This window comes from Pseudomonas sp. CCI4.2, from assembly GCF_034350045.1.
Taxonomy (GTDB): domain Bacteria; phylum Pseudomonadota; class Gammaproteobacteria; order Pseudomonadales; family Pseudomonadaceae; genus Aquipseudomonas.
The window spans coordinates 5,522,462-5,548,232 of the sequence record NZ_CP133781.1; the positions used below are offsets into that span (position 1 = coordinate 5,522,462).

24 protein-coding genes and 1 pseudogene are annotated in these 25,771 nt (G+C 57.1%); 9 read left to right on the forward strand and 16 right to left on the reverse strand.

Annotated elements, in window-relative coordinates:
* Positions 1-177: 177 nt before the first annotated feature.
* Positions 178-474 carry a DUF3509 domain-containing protein gene (locus RHM65_RS25080; protein WP_322168013.1) on the reverse strand — a complete coding sequence of 99 codons (297 nt, stop codon included), beginning with the start codon at positions 472-474 and terminating at the stop codon, positions 178-180.
* A gap of 171 nt (positions 475-645) precedes the next feature.
* Between RHM65_RS25080 and RHM65_RS25085 the strand changes: the two genes are divergently transcribed.
* Positions 646-1,308, forward strand: a complete 663-nt coding sequence (locus tag RHM65_RS25085; RefSeq protein ID WP_322168012.1) for a response regulator transcription factor — start codon at positions 646-648, stop codon at positions 1,306-1,308.
* On the opposite strand, the gene RHM65_RS25090 is transcribed toward RHM65_RS25085, so the two are convergent.
* The 11 genes from RHM65_RS25090 to ffh form a co-directional block, all read right to left on the reverse strand.
* Positions 1,277-2,530 carry an EAL domain-containing response regulator gene (locus tag RHM65_RS25090; protein WP_322168011.1) on the reverse strand — a complete coding sequence of 418 codons (1,254 nt, stop codon included), beginning with the start codon at positions 2,528-2,530 and terminating at the stop codon, positions 1,277-1,279. The two genes, RHM65_RS25085 and RHM65_RS25090, sit on opposite strands and share 32 nt — an antisense overlap.
* Positions 2,531-2,615: 85 nt before the next feature.
* Positions 2,616-6,206, reverse strand: coding sequence for an ATP-binding protein (locus RHM65_RS25095; RefSeq protein ID WP_416194759.1), 3,591 nt, complete (start codon positions 6,204-6,206; stop codon positions 2,616-2,618).
* Between the two features lie 117 nt (positions 6,207-6,323).
* Positions 6,324-7,748, reverse strand: coding sequence for a threonine synthase (thrC, locus tag RHM65_RS25100; RefSeq protein ID WP_322168010.1), 1,425 nt, complete (start codon positions 7,746-7,748; stop codon positions 6,324-6,326).
* Between the two features lie 157 nt (positions 7,749-7,905).
* Positions 7,906-9,210 (reverse strand): homoserine dehydrogenase, encoded by a 1,305-nt coding sequence (locus RHM65_RS25105; RefSeq protein WP_322168009.1) that lies wholly within the window; start codon positions 9,208-9,210, stop codon positions 7,906-7,908.
* 135 nt (positions 9,211-9,345) lie between these two features.
* On the reverse strand, positions 9,346-10,086 hold the full coding sequence (gene dsbC / locus RHM65_RS25110) for a bifunctional protein-disulfide isomerase/oxidoreductase DsbC (protein WP_322168008.1): 741 nt from the start codon (positions 10,084-10,086) through the stop codon (positions 9,346-9,348).
* Positions 10,087-10,249: 163 nt separating this feature from the next.
* A complete protein-coding gene (gene xerD, locus RHM65_RS25115) occupies positions 10,250-11,146 on the reverse strand; it encodes a site-specific tyrosine recombinase XerD (RefSeq protein WP_322168007.1) in 897 nt (298 codons plus the stop codon).
* A gap of 215 nt (positions 11,147-11,361) precedes the next feature.
* Positions 11,362-11,712: a 50S ribosomal protein L19 gene (rplS, locus tag RHM65_RS25120; RefSeq protein WP_296248607.1), complete on the reverse strand. Its 351-nt coding sequence runs from the start codon at positions 11,710-11,712 to the stop codon at positions 11,362-11,364.
* Between the two features lie 43 nt (positions 11,713-11,755).
* A complete protein-coding gene (gene trmD, locus RHM65_RS25125; RefSeq protein WP_322168006.1) occupies positions 11,756-12,508 on the reverse strand; it encodes a tRNA (guanosine(37)-N1)-methyltransferase TrmD in 753 nt (250 codons plus the stop codon).
* Between the two features lie 5 nt (positions 12,509-12,513).
* The gene (rimM, locus tag RHM65_RS25130; RefSeq protein ID WP_322168005.1) at positions 12,514-13,050 is read right to left on the reverse strand and encodes a ribosome maturation factor RimM; all 537 of its coding nucleotides are present in this window, start codon (positions 13,048-13,050) and stop codon (positions 12,514-12,516) included.
* Positions 13,051-13,055: 5 nt separating this feature from the next.
* Positions 13,056-13,307: a 30S ribosomal protein S16 gene (gene rpsP / locus RHM65_RS25135; protein WP_297846527.1), complete on the reverse strand. Its 252-nt coding sequence runs from the start codon at positions 13,305-13,307 to the stop codon at positions 13,056-13,058.
* A gap of 227 nt (positions 13,308-13,534) precedes the next feature.
* Positions 13,535-14,911 carry a signal recognition particle protein gene (gene ffh, locus RHM65_RS25140; RefSeq protein WP_322168004.1) on the reverse strand — a complete coding sequence of 459 codons (1,377 nt, stop codon included), beginning with the start codon at positions 14,909-14,911 and terminating at the stop codon, positions 13,535-13,537.
* Positions 14,912-15,156: 245 nt separating this feature from the next.
* Here ffh and RHM65_RS25145 point away from each other — a divergent pair, with 245 nt between their 5' ends.
* From RHM65_RS25145 to RHM65_RS25155, 3 genes are all read left to right on the forward strand, one after another.
* On the forward strand, positions 15,157-15,969 hold the full coding sequence (locus RHM65_RS25145; RefSeq protein ID WP_322168003.1) for a cytochrome C assembly family protein: 813 nt from the start codon (positions 15,157-15,159) through the stop codon (positions 15,967-15,969).
* A gap of 14 nt (positions 15,970-15,983) precedes the next feature.
* Positions 15,984-17,231: an HlyC/CorC family transporter gene (locus RHM65_RS25150; RefSeq protein ID WP_322168002.1), complete on the forward strand. Its 1,248-nt coding sequence runs from the start codon at positions 15,984-15,986 to the stop codon at positions 17,229-17,231.
* Between the two features lie 100 nt (positions 17,232-17,331).
* Positions 17,332-18,639, forward strand: coding sequence for an MFS transporter (locus RHM65_RS25155; RefSeq protein ID WP_416194785.1), 1,308 nt, complete (start codon positions 17,332-17,334; stop codon positions 18,637-18,639).
* A gap of 90 nt (positions 18,640-18,729) precedes the next feature.
* Here the strand turns inward: RHM65_RS25155 and purT are convergent, their stop codons facing one another.
* From purT to RHM65_RS25175, 4 genes are all read right to left on the reverse strand, one after another.
* Positions 18,730-19,911 carry a formate-dependent phosphoribosylglycinamide formyltransferase gene (gene purT / locus RHM65_RS25160; RefSeq protein ID WP_322168000.1) on the reverse strand — a complete coding sequence of 394 codons (1,182 nt, stop codon included), beginning with the start codon at positions 19,909-19,911 and terminating at the stop codon, positions 18,730-18,732.
* A 130-nt stretch (positions 19,912-20,041) separates the two neighbouring features.
* A complete protein-coding gene (locus tag RHM65_RS25165; protein ID WP_416194758.1) occupies positions 20,042-20,254 on the reverse strand; it encodes a DUF1289 domain-containing protein in 213 nt (70 codons plus the stop codon).
* Positions 20,254-20,778 (reverse strand): gamma carbonic anhydrase family protein, encoded by a 525-nt coding sequence (locus tag RHM65_RS25170; RefSeq protein ID WP_322167998.1) that lies wholly within the window; start codon positions 20,776-20,778, stop codon positions 20,254-20,256. The genes RHM65_RS25165 and RHM65_RS25170 overlap by 1 nt, the downstream gene beginning before the upstream one ends.
* 39 nt (positions 20,779-20,817) lie before the next feature.
* Positions 20,818-21,423 carry a CoA pyrophosphatase gene (locus RHM65_RS25175; protein ID WP_322167997.1) on the reverse strand — a complete coding sequence of 202 codons (606 nt, stop codon included), beginning with the start codon at positions 21,421-21,423 and terminating at the stop codon, positions 20,818-20,820.
* 180 nt (positions 21,424-21,603) lie between these two features.
* Between RHM65_RS25175 and RHM65_RS25180 the strand changes: the two genes are divergently transcribed.
* The 5 genes and pseudogenes from RHM65_RS25180 to RHM65_RS25200 all read left to right on the forward strand — a co-directional run bounded on the left by RHM65_RS25180 (position 21,604) and on the right by RHM65_RS25200 (position 25,766).
* Positions 21,604-22,155 (forward strand): NUDIX hydrolase, encoded by a 552-nt coding sequence (locus RHM65_RS25180; RefSeq protein ID WP_322167996.1) that lies wholly within the window; start codon positions 21,604-21,606, stop codon positions 22,153-22,155.
* A gap of 201 nt (positions 22,156-22,356) precedes the next feature.
* Positions 22,357-22,773: pseudogene (locus RHM65_RS25185) on the forward strand (L,D-transpeptidase family protein); the annotation flags it as partial.
* A gap of 106 nt (positions 22,774-22,879) precedes the next feature.
* A complete protein-coding gene (locus RHM65_RS25190; protein WP_322167994.1) occupies positions 22,880-23,611 on the forward strand; it encodes a GntR family transcriptional regulator in 732 nt (243 codons plus the stop codon).
* A 39-nt stretch (positions 23,612-23,650) separates the two neighbouring features.
* Positions 23,651-24,763: an N-acetylglucosamine-6-phosphate deacetylase gene (gene nagA, locus RHM65_RS25195; RefSeq protein WP_322167993.1), complete on the forward strand. Its 1,113-nt coding sequence runs from the start codon at positions 23,651-23,653 to the stop codon at positions 24,761-24,763.
* Entirely contained in the window at positions 24,744-25,766 is a 1,023-nt protein-coding gene (locus tag RHM65_RS25200; protein ID WP_322170773.1) for an SIS domain-containing protein, read from the forward strand. Before nagA ends, RHM65_RS25200 begins: the two co-directional genes overlap by 20 nt.
* Positions 25,767-25,771: the final 5 nt, after the last annotated feature.

Consider the following 25,771-nt stretch of genomic DNA (forward strand, 5'->3'; position numbering starts at 1 on the left):
AGTATCTACAGATTGCCGGTCAAATCGAAGGCAAAAGAAACCCCGAGCAGTGGGGTACTTACTCGGGGCAAACCGTGGTCCCTCAGGACCAGTACAGCAGACGCCAATCACCGGAGCACAATGCTTGAGCTGCTGTAATTAATCAGAGCACCGAATGCGAGAAAGGTTCCCGAGCAATCAATTAAAAGCCTGGAATGAGGTAAACACTTGGGTGTGAGTCGCATGGCGCATGGCTGCAATGACGCAAGGTTCAATTCGGCCCTCGGCGATCAACAGGTCTCGGTGAAAACCATCCACCACATCAGTGAGCTGGCGCTTATCACGCAGCTGCGCGACGCAGAGCATGCGTTCGATCACAATCGCGCCCGCCGCATTCCTCAAAGTGACGACCCGTTCACCATTAGCGCCCACCGGGCCCAAGGTTGCCTGATAAGGTGTCAGGGCTTCACTTAGCAGTAAGCTGATATTTTCCATCTAGTCACCACTTGGCAGATTGAATGCAAGGTACTTATTAATGACCCTCCGCCTGATGAGAAAGTTCTTCTCGCCTGACCGAGGTGGTTGGCGCAACCAGACGCCAGAGCATGCCTGCCTAAGATGACAGAAAAAAACAACGGTAATTGTCCCGCTTGAAGGAACCTGATTTTGAACGCCGCTACTGCTAAACCGTTGCGCGTCATTCTGGCCGACGACCACCCTATTTTCCTGATCGGGCTAAGGGTTGTGCTTGAGCAACACAGCAATGCCACTGTAATCGCCGAGGCTGGCTCTCCATCGGCGCTTGCCGAGGCCCTGAAAAACCACCCCTGCGATGTGCTGGTGACTGATTTCATGATGCCCGTTGATGTGCAAAACGACGGGTTGCGATTGCTGGAGCGAGTTCGCCGCGATTACCCACAGCTGCCCATCGTCGTCGTCACCATGCTCAACAATGCGGGGCTGTTTCGTTCGATTCTGGCGTTAGGTGTTACGGCGCTGTTGAGTAAAGCCAGCCTGGCGGGTGAGTTGCCGGCGGCGATTGAATGCCTCCATCAAGGCAAGCAGTACATAGCGGATTCAGTGGCCAGAAAACTGCTTGAGGCCGGTGATTATGGTTCAGAGACGTTGATCGCTCATGAACATCTCTCCCCCAAGGAGTCCGAAGTGCTCCGTCTGCTGGGCGCCGGTCGTTCTGTGGGGGAGATTGCCGCGCAACTAAGCCGCAGCAATAAAACCGTAAGCGCACAGAAAGTCAGCGCCATGCGTAAATTAGGGCTGAGTAATGATGCTGGCTTGTTTATTTATTTGCAGGAGCATGGGCTGACCTGAGACCAACGTTGGAACGCGCTGCCATCCAGCTCAACAGGTCGGTCTCGCTCATCGGTTTGGCAATTAAATACCCCTGCACAGACGGCTGGCCCAACGCCTTGACCGCCTCATAGTCACAAGCGGTCTCCACGCCTTCTACCACCACCTGCATTTCCATCTCACGCGCCATCACCCAGGCACCCGCCACCACGGCGGCTTTGCGGGCATCGTCGGCCATGCCTCGGACGAATTCGGCCGGAATCTTCAACTCGGAAAAGGGCAATTGCAGCAGGCGCTGAATATTCGATGCGCCTGTGCCGAAATCATCGATCGACAATGTGCAGCCACGCATGCGCAAACGCAGCAAACCTTCCAGTTGCGCGGTGGTGGTTTGCAGCGCCGAGCGCTCGATGACTTCAAGGGTCAGGACGTTTGCTGGCAGTTCAAATCGCGCAAGGAGCGCCCCGACGCCCTCTACGAAGTCTTCTTCATTGAACATTTCCGGAACAATATTCACCGCAACCGGTAACGCGCTGCCACTTGCCTGCATCACCTCGGACGATAATTTCAACGCTAACTCGAGCATGCGCCAAGTCAGCGGCACGATTAACCCGGCATCCTCAACAGCGGCCATGAAGCCGCCCGGTGACAATAAACCGTGACGAGGATGCTGCCAGCGAGCTAACGCTTCGACGCCGAGTAAATCACCACCAATGCTGACTTTGGGTTGGTAATGGGCAATCCACTGCTCGGTAATGTCCGCTTCGTCCATGCGCTGTCCGGGCGCCAGCGGGTGAAGCTCTTCCAACGAAAACACTGCGCAATCAGCCAACAAGGGGCGCTGTTCGAGATCCGGCCGACCGGCGCAATAAGCCTCCAACAACTCACGAATCACCAAGGCAGACGCCGGCTTTTGCACACAGCCCAACACCCACATGCCCTGCTGTCGCGCCAGATAGGCGGCGCCGTCGAGCACGCTTCTGTCGCTGCTGCTGAGGATGATGATCGCCCGGGCCCGCTGACCTTCGGCGAGGTATCGAATCATCTCGAGCCCGTCCGGACCCTCCATTTGCAAATCACAGATAGCAATATCGACATCACCGCGATTAGCCAATGATTGCCGCGCATCAGCGACGCTGTGGGCGGTCATGACATTGAACACCTGATTGGCGTTGAACATCTGATGCAGCGCCATGAGTTGAAATGCATTGTCTTCAAGTATCAAAACGTTAAGTGAGCGCACGGTTTCGCCTCCCGGATCGGAGCAGTTTTAGCCAACGGTCTCTGTACTTTAAAGTCCAAGACATCTGTCCCCAATAAGACGCGTCCTAAACTGGAGGCGCCAAGTGGCGTTGGATATCCGTGCGCAACTGGTCGATGGCCCCACTTAATGTTTGCCATTGCGAGGCGAGCGCCGTGCCGTTTTGCTCGCCCACGCTGCTGTCGAGACTGGCGCACGCCTTGGCCAGCGGAACGGCGTCAATCAGGCATGCCACACCCTTCAAACGGTGCAGTGAGGCACTCAGCGCTTTCCAATCCTGCGTAACAATGGCGGGCGCAAAGACCTCAACCTCCTGCTGCAAGTTTTTCCAAAGCTCTGATAGCAGGTGCTGCATTTGTGCCGCGTTGGCTTGGGTCATTCTGCGCAGCGTATCAATATCAAAAGACTGCATCGGCGCAATATCGGCAAGCACCTGTGCCAGCCGGTTGAGGGGCACGGGCTTGATTAACAGTTGACTCATGCCTGCCTGCTCACAGCGTTCACGCTCGCCACTCATGGCGTTGGCGGTATAGCCAATGATCGGACAGGGCTGAAGTTGCTCCTCCACCTCAATCTGTCGAATGCGTTCAGCAAACGCATAACCACTCATTCCCGGCATGTTGCAGTCGGTGAAGACCGCATCGAATGCTTCGTCTCGCCATAGTGTCAGGGCCGCTTGCGCATCGCCGGTGGACACCACCTCATGACCGAGAAATCTCAACTGCTGTGTCAGTACCAGACGGTTCGCAGACAAGTCATCAACCACCAGCACCCGAGTCGAGCGGCTGATGGCGCGAAGTTCATCGGCGGTGGCGGCCTGATCGTGGGTTTTAATGACTCGAACCAAGGGCAGCTCGACTGTCACGCAGGTACCCACCCCCAGCGAGCTTTCAAGACTGACGTGGCCGCCCATTAATTCAACCAGTTGCTTGCAGATACTCAAACCGAGGCCGGAGCCGCCGTATTTGGCAGCCGTATCGTCAGCGGCTTGGGCGAATGGCTGAAACAACTGAGATTGCCGCGCGGCGTCGATCCCCACACCGCTGTCTTTGACGCTGATCAGCAGACAGGGCCGCTGGGACACACCCGATGTGTTGACACTGACCACGACTGAGCCTTCTTGGGTGAACTTCAAGGCATTGCTCAGTAGGTTATGCATGACCTGCCTCAAACGCAGAGGGTCGAGCCAACAATCTCCCTCGGCCTGTTCGGAAAATGCCAACCGCACATCGAGCCCCTTGTCACACGCGCTGGCTTTGAACAGCCGACAAATGCCATCGAAAAACGGCCGCAACGAGGTCACTGCTAATGCCAGCTGCATGCTGCCAGCTTCAATTTTGCTCAGGTCCAAACTGTCACCGATCAGCTCAATCAGCTCTCCTGCGGACCGATAGGCAACCTCCAGACCTTGAGAAGGTGTTTCGCCGCGCAGCAATGTCGCCTCTCGTTCGAGTTCGAGCAAACCGATGATCGCCCCCATCGGCGTGCGGATCTCATGACTCATGGTTGTCAGAAAAGCACTTTTGGCTTCATTGGCCTGCTCTGCCAGTTGCCGAGCTTCGGTGAGCTGGGCTTCCAGCCGTTTGCGCTCGGTGATATCAATCCAGCCACCCAACAAACCCTGCAACTGACCGTCAGCACGGTAAAACGGCACGGTCCATTGGTACGCATCGATCAAGCGTCCGAACAATTCCATCCGCCGATCAGCAAACACCGGCTGCTGGCTTTCCAGCAATTTCAGGTAGTCGCCGTGCATCTGTTCGGCGCTCATGCGCGGTATTAGCTCAATATCAATCAGGCGTCGCCCGCTCATTTGCTCGAAGCTGATACCAAAACTTTCCTCATAGCTGCGGTTGCACGAAATCAAACATCCGCCGAGGTCGCGGACGTAGATCGGATTGGGAATGCCATCGAGCAAGGCCCGCTTGAATGCCAACTGATCACTGAGTTGCTCCTCTGCCTTGAGCCGCTGCTGGATCTGCACTTTCAAGCGGCCGCTCCAGACCAGGGAGATCAGGCCGACTATCAGTGCCACGGCGAGGGCCCAGTAGACCCAACCCGGAATACGCTGCCAAACCGGTGGCTGCACGGCCACCGAGCCCAACCATTTCAAGCGAATAGCGCGCATCTCCGCCACCGGAAACTCTTCCAGCGCCTTATTCAAAATACTGAGCAGTTCGGGCTCACTCTGTACCACTGAAAAACGATCGGATGACCACTGGCCTTCAACGTTACGGCCGACCTTTAGCGCGTCGAGCGGAGGCAGATTAGCCCCGGCCTCGCTTTGGATCGTGGCATCCGCCTGACCGTCTTTAACCATCCTCCGAGCTTGTTCGTAGGTGTCGACAGACAGGATGCGAATGTCCGGGTAGTTTCGACGAACATAGTCCTCCAGCGCATGCCTGGCAGGCAGCGCGAGGGTGCGCCCGGATAAGGTTTTGAGGCTGACAGGAGACGTTTCGCTCTCACGCGAGACAAACACCCAACTGCTGCCTCCAAACGAGTACGTGAAATCGAGAAAGCGTTCGCGTTCGTTGTTTTCAGCCAAGGTCGTGCTCATATCGGCCTGGCCGCTTCGCAGCAACTTGATGCTTTCCTCGGTGGAGGTCACTTCTTTATGCACGAACTTCAAACCCGTCATGCGTGAAATCCGCTCCAGCATGTCCACGTTCAGGCCGACCCAATGGTCGTTTGAGTCTTTGTAGAGGTATGGCGGGTGTTGCCCCGACACGACCGTGACTTGCGGGTGCTTGCGAACCCAGCCTTGTTCGGCAGTACTCACCTTGATGCGCTGGCGGGCAACGTCCGATCCCAGGCCCGTTGTCCAGCGCCCAAGCACTTCACGCCGAACCGAGTCATCGATGCTCGCGAGCGCGAGGTTGATCATCGCCACCAGAGCACCGTCTTGCGAACGAGCAGCGAATGAAAATCCTATGGGCGGCAACGCACTTTCGGACTTGATCTGCAGCCCCATGTAGGGCCGCAGCGCCATGTAGGCACGCACGATGACTTCGTTGCCAATAAAAGCATCGACCTCGCCCTGGTTCAGGGCTTCAAGGGCGCTAAACAGGTTGGGAGCGAGAATCACCTCGCTGCCTGGATAGACCCGATGAACCACCTCGGCATCGGCGTAACCATCGAGCAGGACGATTTTCTTGCCTTTCAACCCTGATGGCAGGGTTGCGTCTTTGCCGCGCCCAACGATAACGGAGCGGTCCGGAAGGTAATCAACAGAAAACGCCAGCGCCTTTTCCCCACGCTCAAAGCCATTGGCCGTTGTAAGAATATCGACAGTGCCGTTGCGTAACGCCTCAACAGCTTCATTGCGCTGGGCGAAACCCACGACCTCAATGGGCACCGAGAGCTTACTGCCGATCAGACTCAGGTAATCAGCACTGATGCCTTGATAACGATTGCGATCGCTGGTGATGTCGATCGGCTCGTAGTCGGCGATCGAGATGCCAACACGCAACTTCTGGCGTTGATCCAGCCATTGCCGGTCTGGTGGATTGAGGGGCAGCGGCGTCAGGCTGACAAAGGGAGGGACGAGTCTGAACGGTAGGCTATTGGCGGCGAACACCATCTGACTTATACATAACAGCAACAGCAGCAGGGCTGTGTGAAAAACGCTTTTTATAGGGACACTCGTATGGTGCATGTTGACTTCCTTCACCGCTATTCCATTCCATATGGATCCAATACCTCACGAGTGTGGCACGCGGAAATGAGAAAGCCCGCCAAATGGCGGGCCTTATGTTGTTACACGACGATACCGTTAAAGCGGTTTTCCGCGATTCCCATGCTGGCTGACAAAGGCCTGGATGGCTTTCAAGTCGTTTGGCAGGACAGTGCACTTTTCGTCACGCTCAAACAAATCAGATAAATGTGCAGGTAGCTCAAGCGCTTTTCCTACACCGGCTTTATCGACTGCTTCCGGGAATTTAACCGGATGTGCGGTCCCCAGAATCACCATCGGGATGTCCAGACTGCGACGACAATCGCGGGCAGCTTTGACACCGATCGCCGTGTGCGGATCAAGCACTTCGCCTGTGCTTGCGAACACCTCGGCGATGGTTTCACAGGTTTCTTCATCGCTGACTGCCAGCGAATCGAACAGCTTGCGCGTTTCGGTCCAGCGCTCGGCATCGACACTGAAAGCGCCGCTCTGCTTGAACGTTTCCATTAAGCCCGCGATGGCTGCGCCGTTACGTCCGTGCATATCGAACAGCAAGCGTTCAAAGTTCGACGAAACCATGATGTCCATGGACGGCGACAAGGTCGCGTGCAGTGTTTCCTTGGTGTACTGGTTGCCGCTCATGAAGCGGTGCAGGATGTCATTGCGGTTAGTGGCGACGATCAATTGGCTGATCGGCAAGCCCATGTTGCGCGCCAGATAACCCGCAAAAATATCGCCGAAGTTACCGGTTGGCACCGAGAACGCCACCGACCGCGCCGGACCGCCAAGCTGCAGGGCTGCGTGAAAGTAGTAGACGATCTGGGCCATTATCCGCGCCCAATTGATCGAGTTGACCGCAACCAGGCGCGTCCCCTTCAGGAAGTCCTGGTCGGCGAAGCTGGCCTTGACCATTTCCTGGCAGTCATCGAAGTTGCCTTCGACGGCGATGTTGTGAATGTTCTCGCCCGCAATGGTGGTCATCTGCCGACGCTGAACTTCAGATACCCGGTTGTTCGGATGCAGGATGAAAATGTCGACGTTGTCGCAACGACGGCAACCTTCGATCGCCGCCGAGCCGGTATCGCCGGAAGTCGCACCAAGAATCACTACCCGCTCGCCACGCTTGGCCAGCACGTAGTCGAGCAAACGCCCGAGCAATTGCAGAGCAAAGTCCTTGAATGCCAGGGTCGGACCGTGGAACAACTCAAGCACCCACTCGTTGCCGTTCAGCGGGCGCAAAGGCGCAATACCGCTGTGGGCAAACACACCGTTTTCGCCCGACGAATAGGTTTCTTCGAGGATTTTTTTGAAATCGGCATCCGGAATACTGCCGGTGACGAACGGGCGCATCACCCGAAAAGCCAGCTCGTGATATGGCAGGCCCGCCCAGGACGCGATCTCTTCGTGGGTGAAACGCGGCAAGTTTTCCGGCACATACAGGCCGCCATCGCTGGCGAGACCCGTGAGCAACACGTCTTCGAAATTCAGCGCGGGCGCTTGGCCGCGGGTACTGATGTAGCGCATGGGGGCAACCTTCGGTTGGAGCTGCAAGCTTTAAGCTACAAGCTGCAAGTTAAAAGCGGCAGGGCTTCTACTTGCAGCTTGCGGCGTGAAACTTGCCGCGATGTTGATTTGCTTTTACTTGAAGCTTAAAGCTTGAAGCTTGTCTCTGATCGCTGCCTCAGTTCAAATGTTCGACGCGAATACGAACGACCGGTCCAACGACGTCCTGCAAGGCTTCCAGTGCTTCGATGGCATCGTTCATCCGTTGCTCCAGCACGCTGTGGGTCAACAGAATCATCGGCACCAGGCCGTCGTGTTCTTCGACTTCCTTCTGCATGATCGATTCGATGTTGATCCCGCGTTCCGACAGGATGCTCGCCACCTGCGCCAGGACGCCAGGGTGATCCTTGGCCTGTATGCGCAGGTAATAGGCGCTTTCACAGGCTTCGATCGGCAGAATCGGATGCGCGGACAACGAGTCTGGCTGGAAAGCCAGGTGCGGCACGCGGTTCTCCGGGTCGGAGGTCATGGCGCGAACCACGTCCACCAGATCAGCGATCACTGATGAAGCGGTAGGCTCCATGCCGGCGCCGGCGCCGTAGAACAAGGTCGAACCCGCAGCATCGCCATTGACCATCACGGCGTTCATCACGCCATTGACGTTAGCGATCAGACGGTCAGCAGGGATTAGCGTCGGGTGCACCCGCAACTCGATACCGGCGGCGGTGCTGCGTGCCACGCCCAAGTGCTTGATACGATAACCCAGCGCTTCGGCGTAGTTCACGTCCGCCGTGGTCAGCTTGGTGATGCCTTCGGTGTAAGCCTTGTCGAACTGCAACGGAATACCGAAAGCAATGGACGCAAGAATGGTCAGTTTGTGCGCAGCATCGATGCCTTCAACGTCGAAGGTCGGATCGGCTTCGGCGTAGCCCAGTGCCTGGGCTTGTGCCAGCACGTCTGGAAAGGTCCGGCCCTTCTCACGCATTTCGGTGAGGATAAAGTTACCGGTACCGTTAATGATCCCGGCCACCCAATTGATACGGTTGGCGGCAAGCCCTTCACGAATCGCCTTGATCACCGGAATACCGCCAGCCACTGCAGCTTCGAACGCAACGATCACGCCCATTTCCCGGGCTTTGGCGAAAATTTCGTTACCGTGGACAGCGATCAACGCTTTGTTGGCGGTCACAACGTGCTTGCCGTTTTCAATGGCTTTGAGCACCAGTTCGCGAGCAACGGTGTAGCCGCCGATCAGCTCGATAACGATGTCGATTTCAGGGTTAGTCGCCACAGCGAAAACATCAGCGGTCGTAGGGGTATCAGCAATGTGGCATTTGGGGTTTGGCCGACGCATACCAATTTGCGCGACTTCAATGCCACGCCCGGCACGGCGAGCGATTTCCTCAGCGTTACGTTGAAGCACATTAAACGTGCCCGCACCGACAGTACCTAGTCCACAGATGCCTACTTTGACCGGTTTCACTCTGAACTCCCCATAAAACGGCCGACGCAAGGCCGGCCGTGAAAACCGCCACCCGCTACGAGGTGGCTCTATTAATGAAGCGGCGGTTGATACCGCGCGCCTTTGTTCGTCAGAGGCTAACCCTGCCAGGCAGGATTATTGGGCGCTCAACGCCAACTTGGCCACTTGCGGGGCTGGCTGATAACCCGGAATGACCTGACCGTCTGCCAGCACAATGGCTGGCGTACCGTTCACGCCAATCGACTGGCCCATGGCGTATTGTTTCGGCACAGGGTTGGCGCATTTAGGCGCATCGATATTCTTGCCGGCGACCATACGGTCCATGGCGCTTTTCTTATCCTTGGAACACCAGACTGCTTGCAGCTGCTCGTCGCCAGGAGAACCCAAACCTTGGCGAGGGAACGCCAGGTAGCGAACTTCGATGCCCAGACGATTCAGTTCCGGCACTTCGGCATGCAACTTGTGGCAATAAGGGCAGGTGGTGTCGGTGAACACGGTGATGTGCGACTTGGTTTCACCGATGGCGGGGTAAACCACCATCTCAGCGGCAGGAATACCATTGATCGTTTTTGAAATAGCCAGACGCTCGGCCTTCTCGGTCAGGTTGACCGGCTTGCCGTCTTGCATCTGGAACAAGTAACCCTGCATCACAAACTGACCATCAGCGCTGGCATACAGGACGCGGCCGCCCTGGAGTTTCACTTCGTACAGATCATTCAGCGGGCTGGCCGCAATGCTGTCGATCGGCACGTCGAGCTTCAGCGTGTCGAGGGTTTTGCGGATGGCTTTATCAGCGGCATCGTCAGCCTGGGCAAACATACTTAACGAACTGGCCAACACAATAGCAGCGGCGGCGAAAATCTGGGGCACGCGCATGGGATCTCCTTGGGCGATGGTCTATGGGGTGCTAATAACGGCGATCGCGCAGGACCGAAGGCGTTTTAGTAATGCCCAATTTGCTAACCGGCAAAGCCTATCACATAAGGGCTGCGAGGCCGACTTCGGCTGATGTAGGACCGGTCGGAAAAACACCTGCGCTTTACCCTCGCGGATGGTGTTTGGCGTGCAGCTCTTGCAACCGTGCGCGGGCCACATGGGTGTAGATTTGCGTAGTGGATAAATCACTGTGTCCCAACAACATCTGGACCACGCGCAGGTCGGCGCCGTGATTGAGCAAATGCGTGGCGAACGCATGGCGCAACGTGTGCGGCGACAGCGATTTGCTGATGCCTGCGACCATGGCGTGGTGCTTGATCCGGTGCCAAAACGTCTGCCGGGTCATTTGCTCACCGCGCAGGCTGGGGAACAGCACATCGCTTGGGCGTCCGTTGAGCAACTCAGATCGAGCATCACGCATGTAGCGTTCGATCCAGACGATAGCCTCCTCCCCCATCGGCACCAAGCGCTCCTTACTGCCCTTGCCCATCACCCGCAATACGCCCTGACGTAGGTTCACTTGTTCAAGGGTCAAGCTGATCAATTCAGTGACTCGCAGGCCACAGGCGTAAAGCACTTCGAGCATGGCGCGGTCACGCTGACCGATGACTTCGCTTAAGTCAGGCGCGGCCAGCAACGCCTCGACGTCGGCTTCAGACAAGGATTTTGGCAACGGCCTGCCCAATTGCGGCATATCGACTTGCAACGTCGGATCGACATGGACCAGCTTTTCGCGCAATAAATACCGATAGAACCCTCGAACACCTGACAGAAAGCGCGCCGTCGAGCGCGGCTTATAGGTTTTTTCCAGGCGCCATGCCAGGTGATCCAGAATCAGCTCACGACCGGCCTGATCAAGCTCAATGCCTTGTTCCTGGAGCCAACCATTGAACAAAGCCAAGTCGCTGCGATACGCATCACGAGTGTTATCCGACAGGCCTTTTTCCAACCATAAGGTATCTAGAAAACGGTCGATCAAAGGGTGGTCGATGGCGGGCATAGGTAAGCGATTTCTGCAAAAAAAGGAATAGAGGGAGTTTTTCACAAAAGAGAGCGCAGGACGATCCCTGTGTAGATACCGTCTTGTTGGCGAGGCGGTGAGTCTGGCAGAACACATCAAGCCCTCTCGCCAACAAGTTGGCTCCTACAGAAACTTTTATTCAGCCCACAAAAAAGCAGCCCTTAGGCTGCTTTTTTACACGGAAAAAACTGAAATCAGGACAGTTTTTCTTTGATGCGAGCTGCTTTACCGGACAGGTCACGCAGGTAGTACAGTTTGGCTTTGCGAACGTCACCGCGACGTTTCACTGCCATGCTGTCGATTTGCGGGCTGTAGGTCTGGAAAGTACGCTCAACGCCAACACCGTTGGAGATTTTACGAACAGTGAAAGCACTGTTCACACCACGGTTACGCTTGGCAATTACTACGCCTTCGAACGCTTGCAGACGCGAACGGTCGCCTTCCTTCACTTTCACCTGAACGACAACAGTGTCGCCCGGGGCAAAGGGAGGGATCTCTTTAGTCATCTGCTCAGCTTCGAGTTGCAGAATGATTTTGTTAGTCATGCTGTGCTCCTAAGGCAGATCGTCAAGATCTACCATCGATACGTTAACTATCGTCCCGCTCGCGAATATATTCCGCCAGCAGCTTTTTCTCTTCTCCAGAAAGCGAGCGGCTTTCCAGAAGATCGGGTCGTCGTTCATAGGTCCGCCCAAGGGACTGCTGTAAACGCCAACGCCGGATATGTGCGTGATTGCCACTTAGCAACACGTCGGGAACACGCTGATCCGCATACACCTCCGGTCGGGTGTAGTGCGGGCAATCCAGCAGACCATCTGTGAAGGAATCTTCCTCCGCAGAGTCCGCATGCCCTAAAGCTCCAGGCAGCAGCCGCGTAACCGCATCTATCAGGACCATCGCCGGCAGCTCGCCACCGGAAAGTACATAGTCGCCAATCGACCACTCTTCATCGACATGAGCTTCAATAAAACGCTCGTCAATGCCTTCATAACGACCTGCGATGAGGATAAAAGCCTCCCCTTGCGCCAGTTCGCGTACCGCCGACTGAGTCAGCTGACGGCCTTGTGGCGACAGGTAAATAACCTTCGCCGCGTCCCCTGCTGCCTGCCTGGCCTGAACCAGAGCATCTTCCAGAGGCTTGATCTTCATCACCATGCCCGGACCACCGCCAAAAGGGCGATCATCAACAGTGTGGTGACGATCAGTGGTGTAGTCCCGCGGATTCCAACAAGTCAGCTGTAGCAGCCCTTGTTTCACCGCACGGCTGGTAATGCCGTAGTCGCTGATGGCGGAAAACATCTCGGGGAACAGACTGATCACTTCTACGCGCAGGCTAGCCATTTCGCTTAGAAGTCCGCATCCCAATCCACCTTCATCTCGCCGGCACCAAGGTCGACTGCCAACACGCATTGCTCTGTATAGGGCAGCAAGCGTTCGCGATCATCCAGGCTGCCTGCACAAGGCTTGACCACCATTACATCATTCGAGCCGGTTTCCAGCAGGTGATCAATCTTCCCGAGCAATTGCCCGAGTTGGTCAATGACCTGGAGACCTTCAAGCTGGTACCAGTAGTACTCGCCGTCGGTCAGATCAGGGAACAGGTTACGCGGAACGCAGATTTCAAAGCCGGCCAGAAGACGAGCTTCTTCACGGTCATCGAGACCTTTGATCTTTGCCACCAGAAACTTGTTTTGCAAGCGTCCACTGACCAGCTCTACCTGTCGTACTTCACCGTCGCGCCGAAGCGTGAGGTGTTTGTAATCCAGGAGGTTACCAATTGGATCAGTAAAGGAAAAAACCTTCACTTCGCCGCGAACGCCGTGAATAGAGTAGATCTTGCCGATAACGATCAAATCATCTGCAATGGTTGGCGTCGCGTTCATATTGCTCAGGCCGCAGCCTTAGCATTGTCCTTCAACAACTGAGCAACACGCTCAGAAGGTTGTGCACCAACGCTCAGCCAGTAGGCAACGCGTTCGTTGTTCACAGACAGGCGGATTTCTTGACCACGAGCAACCGGGTTAAAGAAACCAACTTGTTCTTTGTGTGAACCGTCGCGCGGGTTGCGGCTGTCGGTCACGGTCAAATGGTAAAACGGGCGCTTTTTGGAGCCGCCAAGGGCAAGACGGATGGTAAGCATATAAGCATCGTTCCTGTAGTCGTGCTGCAAATCTAAGATGCACAACGGGCATAGGTGCCCGAAAGGCCGCATATTCTAAGGAATATCCGCACTTTTGCAAATGTCTTTTTCAGGCGCCTGCCGGCATGCCACTGAGATCTGCTATGGAGCCGCTGTAAACAGCGGCATTTCAATCCCGCCAGAAGCGGAATTACTGGAGGCGAACCTCCCAGTGAGGGGTACTGCAATTACATTTTCGGGCCGGTGCGGCCGGGCATCATTCCGCCCATTCCGCGCATCATTTTTGCCATGCCGCCTTTTGCAGAGAACTTTTTCATCATTTTCTGCATTTGTTTGTGCTGCTTGATCAGGCGGCCGATGTCCTGCACCTGAGTACCTGAACCCAAAGAGATCCGACGCTTGCGCGAGCCGCTGATCAAGTCCGGGTCACGCCGCTCGGCCGGAGTCATCGAGTTGATGATGGCTTCCATCTGCTTGAACTGCTTCTCAGCCGCGCCTTGAGCGTTGCCCATTTGAGCCACGTTCATGCCGCCGATGCTTGGCAGTTTGTCCATGAGACCGCCCAGGCCGCCCATATTTTTCATCTGTTGCAGCTGGTCGCGGAAGTCTTCGAGGTCGAAGCCCTTACCCTTCTTCAGTTTTTGCGCGAGCTTGTCGGCTTTTTCTTTGTCGAGGCCCTGCTCGGCTTGCTCGATCAGACTGAGCACATCGCCCATACCAAGGATGCGCGACGCAATACGGTCCGGGTGGAACGGTTCGAGCGCGTCGCTCTTTTCGCCCATGCCGATGAACTTGATCGGTTTGCCAGTGATGGCCCGAACCGACAGGGCAGCACCACCGCGTGCATCACCGTCGACCTTGGTTAGAATTACACCGGTCAATGGCAGCGCATCGCCGAAAGCCTTGGCGGTATTGGCGGCATCCTGACCGGTCATGGCGTCAACCACGAACAGGGTTTCGGCCGGCTTGACTGCCGCGTGCAAGGCCTGAATCTCGCCCATCATTTCGACATCGATGTGCAAGCGGCCGGCGGTATCGACAATAACGACGTCGATGAATTTGAGCGTGGCTTCTTTAATGGCTGCCAGGGCGATATCGACTGGCTTCTGGCTGATGTCGGAGGCGAAAAAGGTAACGCCGACTTCGTTAGCCAGGGTTTCCAGCTGTTTGATGGCGGCAGGACGATAAACGTCGACTGACACCACCATGACGCTTTTCTTTCTGCGCTCTTTCAGGAAGCGCGCGAGCTTGGCGGCCGTGGTGGTTTTACCCGCACCCTGCAGACCGGCCATCAACACGACAGCGGGCGGCGTAACGTTGAGCACCAGATCTTCGTTGGCCGCGCCCATCAACGCTTCAAGTTCGGCCTGAACGATCTTCACGAACGCCTGACCCGGTGTCAGGCTGCGCGACACTTCGGTGCCGACAGCGCGGTCTCTGACCTTATTAACGAAGTCTTTGACCACTGGCAAGGCGACGTCGGCTTCGAGCAACGCCATACGCACTTCGCGCAACGTATCCTTGATGTTGTCTTCATTCAACTTGGCCTTGCCAGTAACATGGCGCAGCGTCAGCGATAGACGTTCGGTAAGATTTTCAAACATGCGCGATCCTTTCAGGTTCCTGGTGAACCCACGGTTGGTGCGGCCCGGCTCGTGGTAGCCCTGCCTATAAGCAGAGGCTAAACAGCTGTTGAAAATAGCCTTCGACGAGCCTGCGACTTGAGCAGGTGGCGGATTATAGCGAAGACTCTGCTGGACGGACACCATGGAGTCTGCTTCTGTAGTCTTTCGTCAAATGTCAGTTCTATGCGAAACTCAGCGCCTTTCGGGCTTGCCTAACAGGATTTATGCTCCCCTTGCCACCCAGTCTGCTACCCAGCCTCGCCGCCGCTTGTCTATATGCCGCTGCGACCCTCTATCAAGCGCTTCGTTTGAAGCAAGGCGCCAAGGCCGATAAACGGCTGCTTTGCCTGCTTGGCACCTTTGCGGTGCTCGCACACACGGTCGCCCTTTATTCCCAATTGATCCGGCCGATCGGCTTGGGGCTGGATTTTTTTAGCGCCGCCAGCATGATCGCCATCGCCATCATTGTTGTGACGATGATCGCCTGCGCGCGAATCCCGGTGGAAAACCTCTTGGTGCTGGTGTTCCCGCTAGGACTCGTGACCGCGCTGCTCGGTCAATTCGCCCCCAGTGGCACGGTACAGATCATCAATGAAGAACCTGGCATTCTGAGCCACATCGCGCTGTCGATTCTGGCTTACGGCATGTTCACCATCGCGGTGTTACAGGCCTTGCTGTTGCTGGTGCAAGATCATCGCCTCAAGCATAAGCATCCATCGGGCCTGATCAAAAATTTCCCGCCACTGCAAACCATGGAAAGCCTGCTGTTCGGTTTCCTGTGGGCGGGTTGGATCCTGCTGTCGCTGTCCCTTATCTCGGGCTGGCTGTTCCTCGAGAACCTGTTCGCTCAACATCTGGTGCACAAAACACTGCTCGCCTGCCTGGCGTGGCTGGTGTTCAGCGTGCTGTTGTGGGGACGCAATCGCCTCGGCTGGCGCGGTCATAAGGCTATTCGTTTGACCTTGGGCGGTTTCTGCTTGTTGATGCTGGCGTTTTTCGGCAGCAAGCTGGTACGCGAATTCATTCTGCACATCTGACGGGCACTCGAATCATGAATAACCTGCCCATCGGCCCAATGCTTGGCGTATTGGTTTTATTGCTGTTGTGGTGCGGCTTGCTAACCGCTGTGGAAAGCGCAGCGCTGCACTTGAAGGCATCGCGCCCTAGCGGTCGCAGCACCGACGCCAGCAAACCGAAACTGGCGTTCAAGCCTGCCAGCCTGATTCTAAGCAATACCCTCATCAAAGTGCTGATCACGATCATCAGCACGCTGCTGGCCTTGAATTTCTGGTACTTCAACGGTCCGACGCTGGCGTGGATACTGGTCAGCAGTGGCCTGCTCATCTTCGCCGAGTTCATGCCGCGCAAGCTGGCGGCACGTTACCCGGATGCCATCTTGATGCTGGGCAACAGCGTCTTGCGCCTGCCCATGAAGCTGCTTTACCCGCTGGCATACCTGTTTTCGGCCATTGCCGACGGGTTGTTGCGCCCTTTCGGCGTCACCGACAAACCGAATATCCGTAAAGCAGACGACAATGAAATCCCCCTCGCTGTCATGCTTCACGACGGCGCGCAGGAGCATCAAGCGCGCTCACACGTGATCTCCGGGATTCATGCGCTGGACAGCATTACCGTCAACGATATCCTGGTGCCGCGCAGCGAAGTCGACGGGGTCAATCTGGATGACACCATTGAGCGCATCATCGAACAATTGATCATCTCTCGCCACACGCGGCTGCCGGTGTACCACAACGACATCAATCAGGTTGAGGGCGTGCTTAACACCCGTCAGATCAGCCATTTGTTGCCAACGGCCAAGCTCACCAAAGAAGACCTGAAAGCCGCGTGCTACGAACCCTACTTCGTACCAGAAAGCACCCCGTTGCAGTTGCAACTCTTGAACTTCCACAAGCAACAGCGCCGGCTTGGCGTGGTAGTGGATGAATATGGCGAGGTTCAAGGCATTGTCAGCCTGGAAGATATTCTCGAAGAAATCGTCGGCGAGTTTGAAAACGAACAGGATTTGGATAACCCCCACATCCATCCGCAAGCCGATGGCCGCCTGGTCATTGAAGGCGCCGCCTCGATTCGTGAGCTGAACAAGATTCTGGGCTGGCATTTGCCGTCCGACGGACCCAAGACCCTGAACGGCCTCGTGACTGAAGCATTGGAAACCATTCCGGAAAGTTCGGTGTGCCTGAAAATTGGGCCGTACCGACTGGAAATTCTCGAGACCGAGGACAATCGTGTCACTCGTGTGATGATGTGGCACAACGGCATGACTCGCGCAGTGGTCTAGCCCGTCGCACCTCTGCCTGGCGCTGTACTAAAATGCCCTACCCAGCACGCAGCCTTACAACAATAAAAATTTCATCGGGGACACCTGCATGACCAGTTCTATGAGGTTTACTGACGACGCGTCCGTCGTCAAACCGGCCAACTCGGCCGGACGGGTTGCCATTGCCAGCTTCATTGGCACCGCCATCGAGTTCTACGACTTCTACGTCTACGCCACCGCTGCAGCACTGGTGATCGGCCCGGTATTCTTTCCGCAGACCTCCAGCTCGGCGCAAATGCTGGCAGCATTCTTGACCTTCGGTATCGCCTTTCTGGCACGACCACTGGGCTCGGCGCTGTTCGGCCACTTCGGTGATCGCATCGGGCGTAAATCGACCCTGGTCGCCTCGCTGCTGCTGATGGGCGTCTGCACCACCCTGATCGGCGTGTTGCCGGGCTACGCCACCATTGGTTTCTGGGCGCCGACGCTGTTATGCGTGCTGCGTTTCGGCCAAGGCCTGGGGCTTGGCGGTGAATGGGGCGGTGCGGCCTTGCTCGCCACGGAGAACGCGCCCAAGGGCAAGCGCGCCTGGTTCGGCATGTTTCCCCAGCTGGGCCCGTCAATTGGCTTTCTGGTAGCGAACGGGCTGTTCCTGACCCTGGCCATGACCCTCTCCGACGAACAGTTCCGTTCATGGGGCTGGCGCATTCCGTTCCTGCTCAGCGCATTACTGGTGATGGTCGGCCTCTATGTGCGGTTGAAGCTTGAAGAAACACCAGTTTTCGCCAATGCCATCGCCCGTCATGAGCAAGTCAAATTGCCGATCGCTGAACTGTTCCGCCACTACTGGCGGCCAATGCTGCTCGGCGCTGCTTCGATGGTGGTGTGTTACGCGCTGTTCTATATCTCAACGGTGTTTTCCTTGAGCTACGGCGTGGCGTCTCTCGGTTACAGCCGTGAGACGTTCCTTGGCTTGCTGTGTTTCGCGGTGCTGTTCATGGCCGCTGCCACGCCCTTATCCGCCTGGGCCAGTGATCGCTTCGGGCGTAAACCGGTGTTGATTGTTGGCGGTGTGCTGGCGGTACTTTCCGGGTTCACCATGGAACCACTGCTGACCCACGGCACGACCGGCGGCGTCGCGCTGTTCTTGTGCATCGAGTTGTTTTTGATGGGCGTAACGTTCGCGCCAATGGGGGCACTGCTGCCCGAACTGTTTCCGACTCGCGTGCGTTATACCGGCGCGTCAGCGGCCTACAACCTCGGCGGCATCGTCGGCGCATCCGCGGCACCGTTTTTCGCGCAAAAGCTGGTAGCAATGGGTGGTTTAAGCTGGGTCGGTGGGTATGTATCCGCGGCAGCACTGCTCAGCTTGATCGCTGTGCTGTGCCTGAAAGAAACCCGGGAACGGGATCTGGATACGATTGCCTGATAGACCGTATTAAGGTCATTCCCGAACAAATTCGGTCCCACAGAAAAACAACCTTCTGGGACCAAATTCATTCGGGAAAGCGGCGCCCGCTTACAACTGAACCTTCACCGCTCTTGAAGCGCGCATGGCTTTGGCTCGCGCCAACTCAATCGATTCGTCACGCGCCAAGGCGACGCCCATGCGGCGCTGACCGTTGACTTCCGGTTTGCCGAACAGACGCAGCGCGGTATCGGGCTCGCTGAGAGCTTCGCCAAGGTTGGCAAAGCTGGTCTGGGTGGACTTGCCTTCGACCAGAATCACCGCCGAAGCCGAGGGCCCGAATTGACGAATCAACGGAATTGGCAGACCCAGGATCGCTCGTGCATGCAGCGCGAACTGCGAAAGGTCTTGGGAAATCAGAGTTACCAGACCCGTGTCATGCGGGCGCGGTGACACTTCGCTGAACCACACTTGATCGCCCTTGATGAACAACTCGACGCCGAACACACCGCGACCACCCAAAGCCTCGGTCACGGCGAGGGCAACCCGTTCCGATTCCGCCAATGCCGCCGGGCTCATGGCCTGGGGCTGCCAGGACTCCTGATAATCGCCCTTCTCTTGGCGATGACCGACCGGCGCGCAGAACGTCGTGCCGCCGATGTGACGCACCGTCAGCAAGGTAATTTCGTAGTCGAAATCGATGAAGCCTTCGATGATCACCCGACCTTTGCCAGCGCGGCCGCCTTCTTGCGCATATTCCCAGGCTTTCTGTATATCGTCGGTGGTTTTCAGCAGGCTTTGGCCTTTGCCCGACGAACTCATGACCGGCTTGACGACGCACGGAAACCCAAGGTCTGCAACCGCTTGGCTGTAGTCCTCGAAGGAGTCGGCGAAGTGATAGGGCGAAGTCGGCAGGTCCAGCTCTTCAGCCGCCAGACGACGAATGCCTTCGCGGTTCATGGTCAACAGCGCAGCACGAGCAGTTGGAATGACCGTGAAGCCTTCGGACTCCAGTTCAACCAGGGTCGCGGTGGCGATGGCTTCGATTTCCGGCACGATGTAGTGCGGTTTTTCCGCCTCGATCACAGCACGCAAGGCGGCGCCGTCGAGCATGTTGATCACGTGACTACGGTGGGCAACCTGCATGGCCGGCGCGTTGGCGTAACGGTCGACGGCAATCACTTCGACGCCCAGACGTTGCAGCTCGATGACCACTTCCTTGCCCAGCTCACCGCAACCGCAGAGCATTACACGGGTTGCAGTAGGCGACAGTGGCGTTCCGATTTGAGTCATTTCAGGTCCTCGTGGAGCAGGTCATCGAGTTCGCCCGCTGTGGCGCACGACTCGGGGGAGAAGCAAAGGCGCGCAATTTACCACGAAGCGGCCGGCAGAGGGCCTGAGGCCGGACCAGTGAGCCGCCGAATCAAGACGACGGTTTGGCGCCCACTTGCCAGAGCATGCCGCTGGCACGCGCCCGTTCGTTACACAGGCCCAGCACCAAACGGCGCTCGGCGTTGTCCATCCGGTTCCAGCCGGTGATTTCCTCGACAGTGCGCTGACAGCCGAGGCAAATATCGGCGTCATCCAGGCAACAGATGCTCACGCAGGGCGACGCGACACGGCGCTCAGGATTCATCAATCGTCCTGCGGCGCCAGATCACGGGCATAGCGCTGGGCGTTATGAACGTAATGTGCAGCGCTGGCTTCAAGCATTTTCTTCTGCACATCGGTAAGTTCGCGCATGACTTTGCCGGGCGAACCCATCACCAGCGAGCCGTCGGGAATGACCTTGCCCTCGCCAATCAATGAATTGGCGCCGATCAAGCAATGCTTGCCGATCCGCGCCCCATTGAGAATCACCGAATTTATTCCAATCAAGCTGTAATCGCCGACGGTGCAGCCGTGCAGCATGACGTTGTGGCCAATGGTCACACCCTTACCAATGTTCAACGGTGACCCCATGTCGGTGTGCATCACCGTGCCGTCTTGCACATTGCTGTTTTCGCCGATATGAATCAGCTCGTTGTCGCCGCGCAGCACGGCGCCGAACCAGACGCTGGCGCCCGCCTCCAGTTTGACTTTGCCAATCAGCGTGGCAGTGGGTGCGACCCAACTTTTAGGATCGGTTTCTACACGGGAGTCGCCCAGGCGGAATTTCATCTTGTTGGTCCTCAAGGCTCTGTGGCCGTGGGTGAAGCGCTAGCTATCGAAGGTAATGAAGCGGTCGGGCGGTGTGTGAAGGCTGATTTTGCTGTCGTATAACACGTTGATCAGCTCAACGATCATGATCGCGGTCAAGCCCCAGATTTTGAATTCACCATACCGGTATGACGGCACGTACCAACTGCGGCCCTGGTAATCGATGCGGTGAGTGTGTTCGCGGGTGTCTTGAAGGAAGAACTCCAACGGCACGCTGAACACGGCTGCGATCTCGCCATCATTGGGCCGGTACTCAACAAAGTCGGGAATCAGCCCGACGTAGGGTGTGACCATGATGCCGTGCTTTGAAATCAGCGGGCTCAGCGGGCCGATGATTTCAACCAGTCCCGGCGGCAGGCCAATTTCCTCCTCGGCTTCACGCAACGCGGTGAACACCAAGTCTGGATCACCGGGATCACGGCGACCTCCGGGGAACGCCACCTCTCCGCCATGGGTCGACAGACCACTGGCGCGCAGGGTCAATATCAACTCCGGTTGTTCACTGCGAGTGATGGGCAATAACACCGCAGCCTCTGGGAAGCCGGGGCCCGCCTCAAGCGTGTTGGGTATGTGACTGCTTACGCGGCGAAGTAGCTTGTCCAGCATGGGGATCTCGGCTCTGTTGCTTACTTGGCATCATGCACCAAAGCAACGAAGCGCCCAAGCCCCTGTAGGACAAGTTGACGGTGCTCTTGTCCTTAAATGCACCGACGAATTACACCGGCGACTTGCCGACCTTGATGCGTCGCGCCAAGATAGCGGCTGCTTTCAGGAATCCAGCCCCGTATGAAATTTTGCAGCCAGTGCGGTAACCCGGTCGTCCAGCGCATCCCCGAAGGGGACAGTCGCCTGCGTTTTGTCTGTGAAACATGTCAGACCATTCATTACCAAAACCCGAATATCGTCGCCGGGGCCGTAGCCGTTTGGGGAACGCAGGTGCTGCTTTGTCGCCGCGCCATCGAGCCGCGCCTCGGGTTCTGGACCTTGCCAGCCGGTTTCATGGAGAACGGCGAGACCGTAGAAGACGCGGCCCGCCGCGAAACCGTCGAAGAAGCCTGCGCGACGTTGCGCAACATGACGCTGTACACGTTGGTCGACGTGCCTCACATCAGCCAGGTTCACGTGTTTTATCGTGCCGATCTGGTGAGCCTGGATTTTGCGGCTGGGGTCGAGAGTCTTGAAGTGCGGCTCTTCGAAGAACACGAGATCCCGTGGTCAGAGCTGGCTTTCCAGACCGTGAGACGTACTCTAGAATATTTTTATGCAGACCGGATCAAGCAGGTTTACCCGGTGCGATCAGGAGCCATTCTGCCTTCGCAACCGACGAAAAAAACCTGATTTCACAACGCTGCCGCGAAGGCCGCTTTTACCTCACCCAGGGATACCGTTTCAATGCGTTGGTTTCTCGCCGCTTTCTGCCTGTGCTTCGCGTCGTTTTCGCAGGCCGAATTTACCAAGATCATCGTTCCCAAGGGCAGCGAGCAGGCGTTTCTTGGGCAAAAAGTCATCGATACCCAGGACATCTCAGAACGCACCGTCGACAAGATACTGGTGCTCAAATCTTCCCATCAGTTGCAGTTGATCAGCCACGGCGAAGCACTGAAAACCTACCGCGTTTCACTGGGCAAATTCCCCAAGGGGCAAAAGCTCCGTGAAGGCGACCGGCACACGCCTGAAGGGTTTTACTGGTTGGACTGGCGCAAGGTCAGCGACGCCTACAACTTATCGATGCACATCTCTTACCCGAACATCAGCGACTCGGCCCGCGCCCGTCGCGAAGGCGTTAATCCGGGCAGCATGATCATGATTCACGGCACCCCGGTGGATGAGAACTACCCCGAATGGTACTTCCAGACGCTGGACTGGACCGATGGCTGCATCGCCATGAACAACACCGACATGCGCGAAGTCTGGAGCTTGGTCAAAGACGGCACCATGATCGAAATTCGGCCCTGATCAAACCCGGCGTCTGACACTTCGCATCGGCAAGTGGTCTTTGATTGGTATTGACGTGGTATCCAAGTGGTATTAGCTTGGGGTCATACCGACTGCGGGCTTCACTATGAATCCAATTCTTGCCTTGCGCCCTGACGACACTCAGGCAACGCCGCTTTATTTACAGCTCGCTCGCAATATCGAAGCCGCTATTCATGCGGGCCAATGGAAAGCCGAGCAGGCACTTCCGTCCGAACGCAACTTGAGCGAACTCCTCGGTATCTCCCGAGTCACGGCACGCAAAGCGCTGGAAATACTCTTGGATCAGGGTTTGATCCGACGCCATCAAGGCTCCGGCACCTTTATCACGCCACGCCTGGAACAACCCTTATCACGGCTTTCCAGCTTCAGCGAAATGCTCCGATTGAAAGGTTTTACCCCCAGTTCGCAATGGATCGAGCGCGAAATCGCCCTGCCGACCCACGATGAGCTGATCCGCTTGAGCCTATCGCCCACCGATAACGTGGCGCGCCTGAAACGATTGCGAAAAGCCGATGGCACCGTCATGGCCATCGAAATGAGCACCCTGCCCGCAAAATTGTTACCCGATCCCCACGCCGTAGGTGACTCGCTGTACGCGTACCTCGACAGCATCGGTCGCCCGGTTGTGCGCGCCTTACAACACATCCGCGCAATAAACGCCTCGGCCGAGTTTGCCGCGCTGGTCGGCATCGAAACCGGCACCGCCATGCTGCTGATGACGCGCATCGGCTACCTCGACGACAACACGCCCATTGAGCTGACAGACACTTATTGCCGTGACGACTATTACGATTTCGTCGCCGAACTTCGGCGCTGACTGATCGATTTTTGTTAAAGCACACTGCCGGAGCTACCGATGTCCGATCACAACATTCTCACTCCCCAGGGCTGGATTCTCGGCCATCTTGAGCATCAAGACGGCCGCGTGACCGCTATCCCGGGTCAACCCTGCGATCCGCAAACCAATGACCTGCCTTACCTGCTGCCGGGGTTTATCGACCTGCACATTCACGGCGGCGGCGGCAAAGACATCATGCAAGGCCGTGACGCCTTCGACACCATCGCTCGCACCCACCTGCGCTTCGGCACAACGTCATTATTAGCCACCACCATGACCGCCCCTCCGGAAGAACTTACCGAGGTGTTGAGCGCGCTGGGTGATTATTGCGTGCAACGACCACCCGGCACCGCGCGGGTATTGGGCGTTCATCTGGAGGGGCCGTTCATCAACCCCAGCAAGCTGGGCGCACAACCCAATTTCGCCCACAGCGCTTTGCTGTCGGAAATAGAACATTACCTGAGCCTGGCACCGATCCGAGTGATCACCATTGCCCCGGAAATTGCCGGGCATCTGCAACTGATCCGTGAGCTGAGCCAGCGCGGCATCAGGCTGCAGCTGGGGCATACGCTGGGCAGTTACGAAGAGGGTGTCGCCGCCCTCGATGCGGGCGCTTCCAGCTTCACGCACCTGTACAACGCCATGAGTGCGCTGCATCACCGAGAGCCGGGAATTGTCGGCGCGGCGCTGGCCCACGCGCACTACGCCGAATTAATCCCCGACCTGCTGCACGTTCACCCCGGCGCTATGCGCGTCGCCCTGCGCGCCATACCGCGCCTGTACTGCGTGACCGACTCGACCGCCGCTGCGGGCATGCCTGACGGTGAATACAAGCTCGGCAGCCACACCGTCACCAAATGCCTGGGCGGTGTTCGTTTGGCGGACGGCACATTGGCCGGCAGCACGCTGACTATGGACCAAGCGCTGCGCAATCTGGTGAAAATCGGCGTGCCGCTGCCTGAGGCATCACAACGTTTGTCACAATTTCCCGCTGATTATTTAGGTCTGGAAGAGCGTGGACGCTTGCAAATCGGCAGCTGGGCTGATTGCGTAGAACTGGATCGTTCACTGAAGGTGCAGGCCGTTATGGTCGAAGGAGAAGCCATTGAACTTGAACTCAAAAATGCTTGAAGAAGCCCTGTCGTCCGGCGATGCCGTCGAGCGCCAGTTACGCACGCTGGACCGGTCCTTGGTGCACGTCGCCGAGCGCCTGCGTCAAGCGGCACCGCAGGTCATCATGACCGTCGCCCGTGGCAGTTCTGACCACGCCGCCAGCTATTTTGCTTACTTGACCATGCAACTGACCGGTGTGCCGGTGGCCTCGTTGCCGATGTCGGTGGTCACCTTGCAGCACTCGCCGATGCATGTTCAGGGTCAAACGGTTTTCGCTTTTTCTCAGTCCGGCCAAAGCCCCGATCTGGTGGACAGCCTGCGCACCCTACGTGAGCGCGGCGCCTTGAGCATTGCGTTGGTCAACGCCGAACATTCACCCCTGGAAGCCGCCAGCGAATATGTATTGCCGCTGTGCGCGGGGGCCGAACGCAGCGTTGCGGCGACCAAAAGTTTCATCGCTACCCTAAGCGCCAGCGCCCGTTTGATCGGTCATTGGCAGCAAGACGACGCGCTGCTGGCGGCCGGCCTGGCGCTGCCGGACAACCTGCGTGAAGCCGCTCAACAGGATTGGAGCCCAGCTGTCGAGGCGCTGCGTGACTGCCAACAGTTGTTGGTGATCGGCCGTGGCGCCGGGTTTGCAATCGCTCAGGAAGCCGCGCTGAAGTTCAAGGAAACCTCGGCGATTCAAGCCGAAGCGTTCAGCAGTGCCGAAGTGCGGCACGGCCCCATGGCGCTGGTCGGCGAACACTACCCACTGCTTATTTTCGCCCCGCGTGGTGCAGAGCAAGCCGGTTTGTTGAGCTTTGCCGCTGACATGCGCAAACAGGGCGCCCGCGTGTTGTTGGCCGCGCCGGACGATATCGAGCAACGGGATTTAACCCTGGGCCGCGCGGCCCATCCCGCGCTGGACCCGATCCTTGCCATCCAGAGTTTCTACGTCATGGCCGCTCAGTTGGCCAAGGCCCGCGGCATGGACCCTGATCAACCCCGGCACTTGAGCAAAGTCACCCTCACTCACTGAATGAG

Bases quoted from the DNA above. Each gene is read 5' to 3' on its own strand.
- purT (WP_322168000.1), bottom strand. From the start codon at position 19,911: ATGACTCAAATCGGAACGCCACTGTCGCCTACTGCAACCCGTGTAATG.
- RHM65_RS25145 (WP_322168003.1), top strand. From the start codon at position 15,157: ATGCTCCCCTTGCCACCCAGTCTGCTACCCAGCCTCGCCGCCGCTTGT.
- ffh (WP_322168004.1), bottom strand. From the start codon at position 14,911: ATGTTTGAAAATCTTACCGAACGTCTATCGCTGACGCTGCGCCATGTT.
- rimM (WP_322168005.1), bottom strand. From the start codon at position 13,050: ATGAACGCGACGCCAACCATTGCAGATGATTTGATCGTTATCGGCAAG.
- rpsP (WP_297846527.1), bottom strand. From the start codon at position 13,307: ATGCTTACCATCCGTCTTGCCCTTGGCGGCTCCAAAAAGCGCCCGTTT.
- nagA (WP_322167993.1), top strand. From the start codon at position 23,651: ATGTCCGATCACAACATTCTCACTCCCCAGGGCTGGATTCTCGGCCAT.
- RHM65_RS25150 (WP_322168002.1), top strand. From the start codon at position 15,984: ATGAATAACCTGCCCATCGGCCCAATGCTTGGCGTATTGGTTTTATTG.
- RHM65_RS25190 (WP_322167994.1), top strand. From the start codon at position 22,880: ATGAATCCAATTCTTGCCTTGCGCCCTGACGACACTCAGGCAACGCCG.
- RHM65_RS25080 (WP_322168013.1), bottom strand. From the start codon at position 474: ATGGAAAATATCAGCTTACTGCTAAGTGAAGCCCTGACACCTTATCAG.
- RHM65_RS25155 (WP_416194785.1), top strand. From the start codon at position 17,332: ATGAGGTTTACTGACGACGCGTCCGTCGTCAAACCGGCCAACTCGGCC.
- rplS (WP_296248607.1), bottom strand. From the start codon at position 11,712: ATGACTAACAAAATCATTCTGCAACTCGAAGCTGAGCAGATGACTAAA.
- RHM65_RS25095 (WP_416194759.1), bottom strand. From the start codon at position 6,206: ATGCACCATACGAGTGTCCCTATAAAAAGCGTTTTTCACACAGCCCTG.
- RHM65_RS25165 (WP_416194758.1), bottom strand. From the start codon at position 20,254: ATGAATCCTGAGCGCCGTGTCGCGTCGCCCTGCGTGAGCATCTGTTGC.
- trmD (WP_322168006.1), bottom strand. From the start codon at position 12,508: ATGGCTAGCCTGCGCGTAGAAGTGATCAGTCTGTTCCCCGAGATGTTT.
- RHM65_RS25170 (WP_322167998.1), bottom strand. From the start codon at position 20,778: ATGAAATTCCGCCTGGGCGACTCCCGTGTAGAAACCGATCCTAAAAGT.
- thrC (WP_322168010.1), bottom strand. From the start codon at position 7,748: ATGCGCTACATCAGTACCCGCGGCCAAGCGCCCGCGCTGAATTTCGAA.
- xerD (WP_322168007.1), bottom strand. From the start codon at position 11,146: ATGCCCGCCATCGACCACCCTTTGATCGACCGTTTTCTAGATACCTTA.
- RHM65_RS25175 (WP_322167997.1), bottom strand. From the start codon at position 21,423: ATGCTGGACAAGCTACTTCGCCGCGTAAGCAGTCACATACCCAACACG.
- RHM65_RS25180 (WP_322167996.1), top strand. From the start codon at position 21,604: ATGAAATTTTGCAGCCAGTGCGGTAACCCGGTCGTCCAGCGCATCCCC.
- dsbC (WP_322168008.1), bottom strand. From the start codon at position 10,086: ATGCGCGTGCCCCAGATTTTCGCCGCCGCTGCTATTGTGTTGGCCAGT.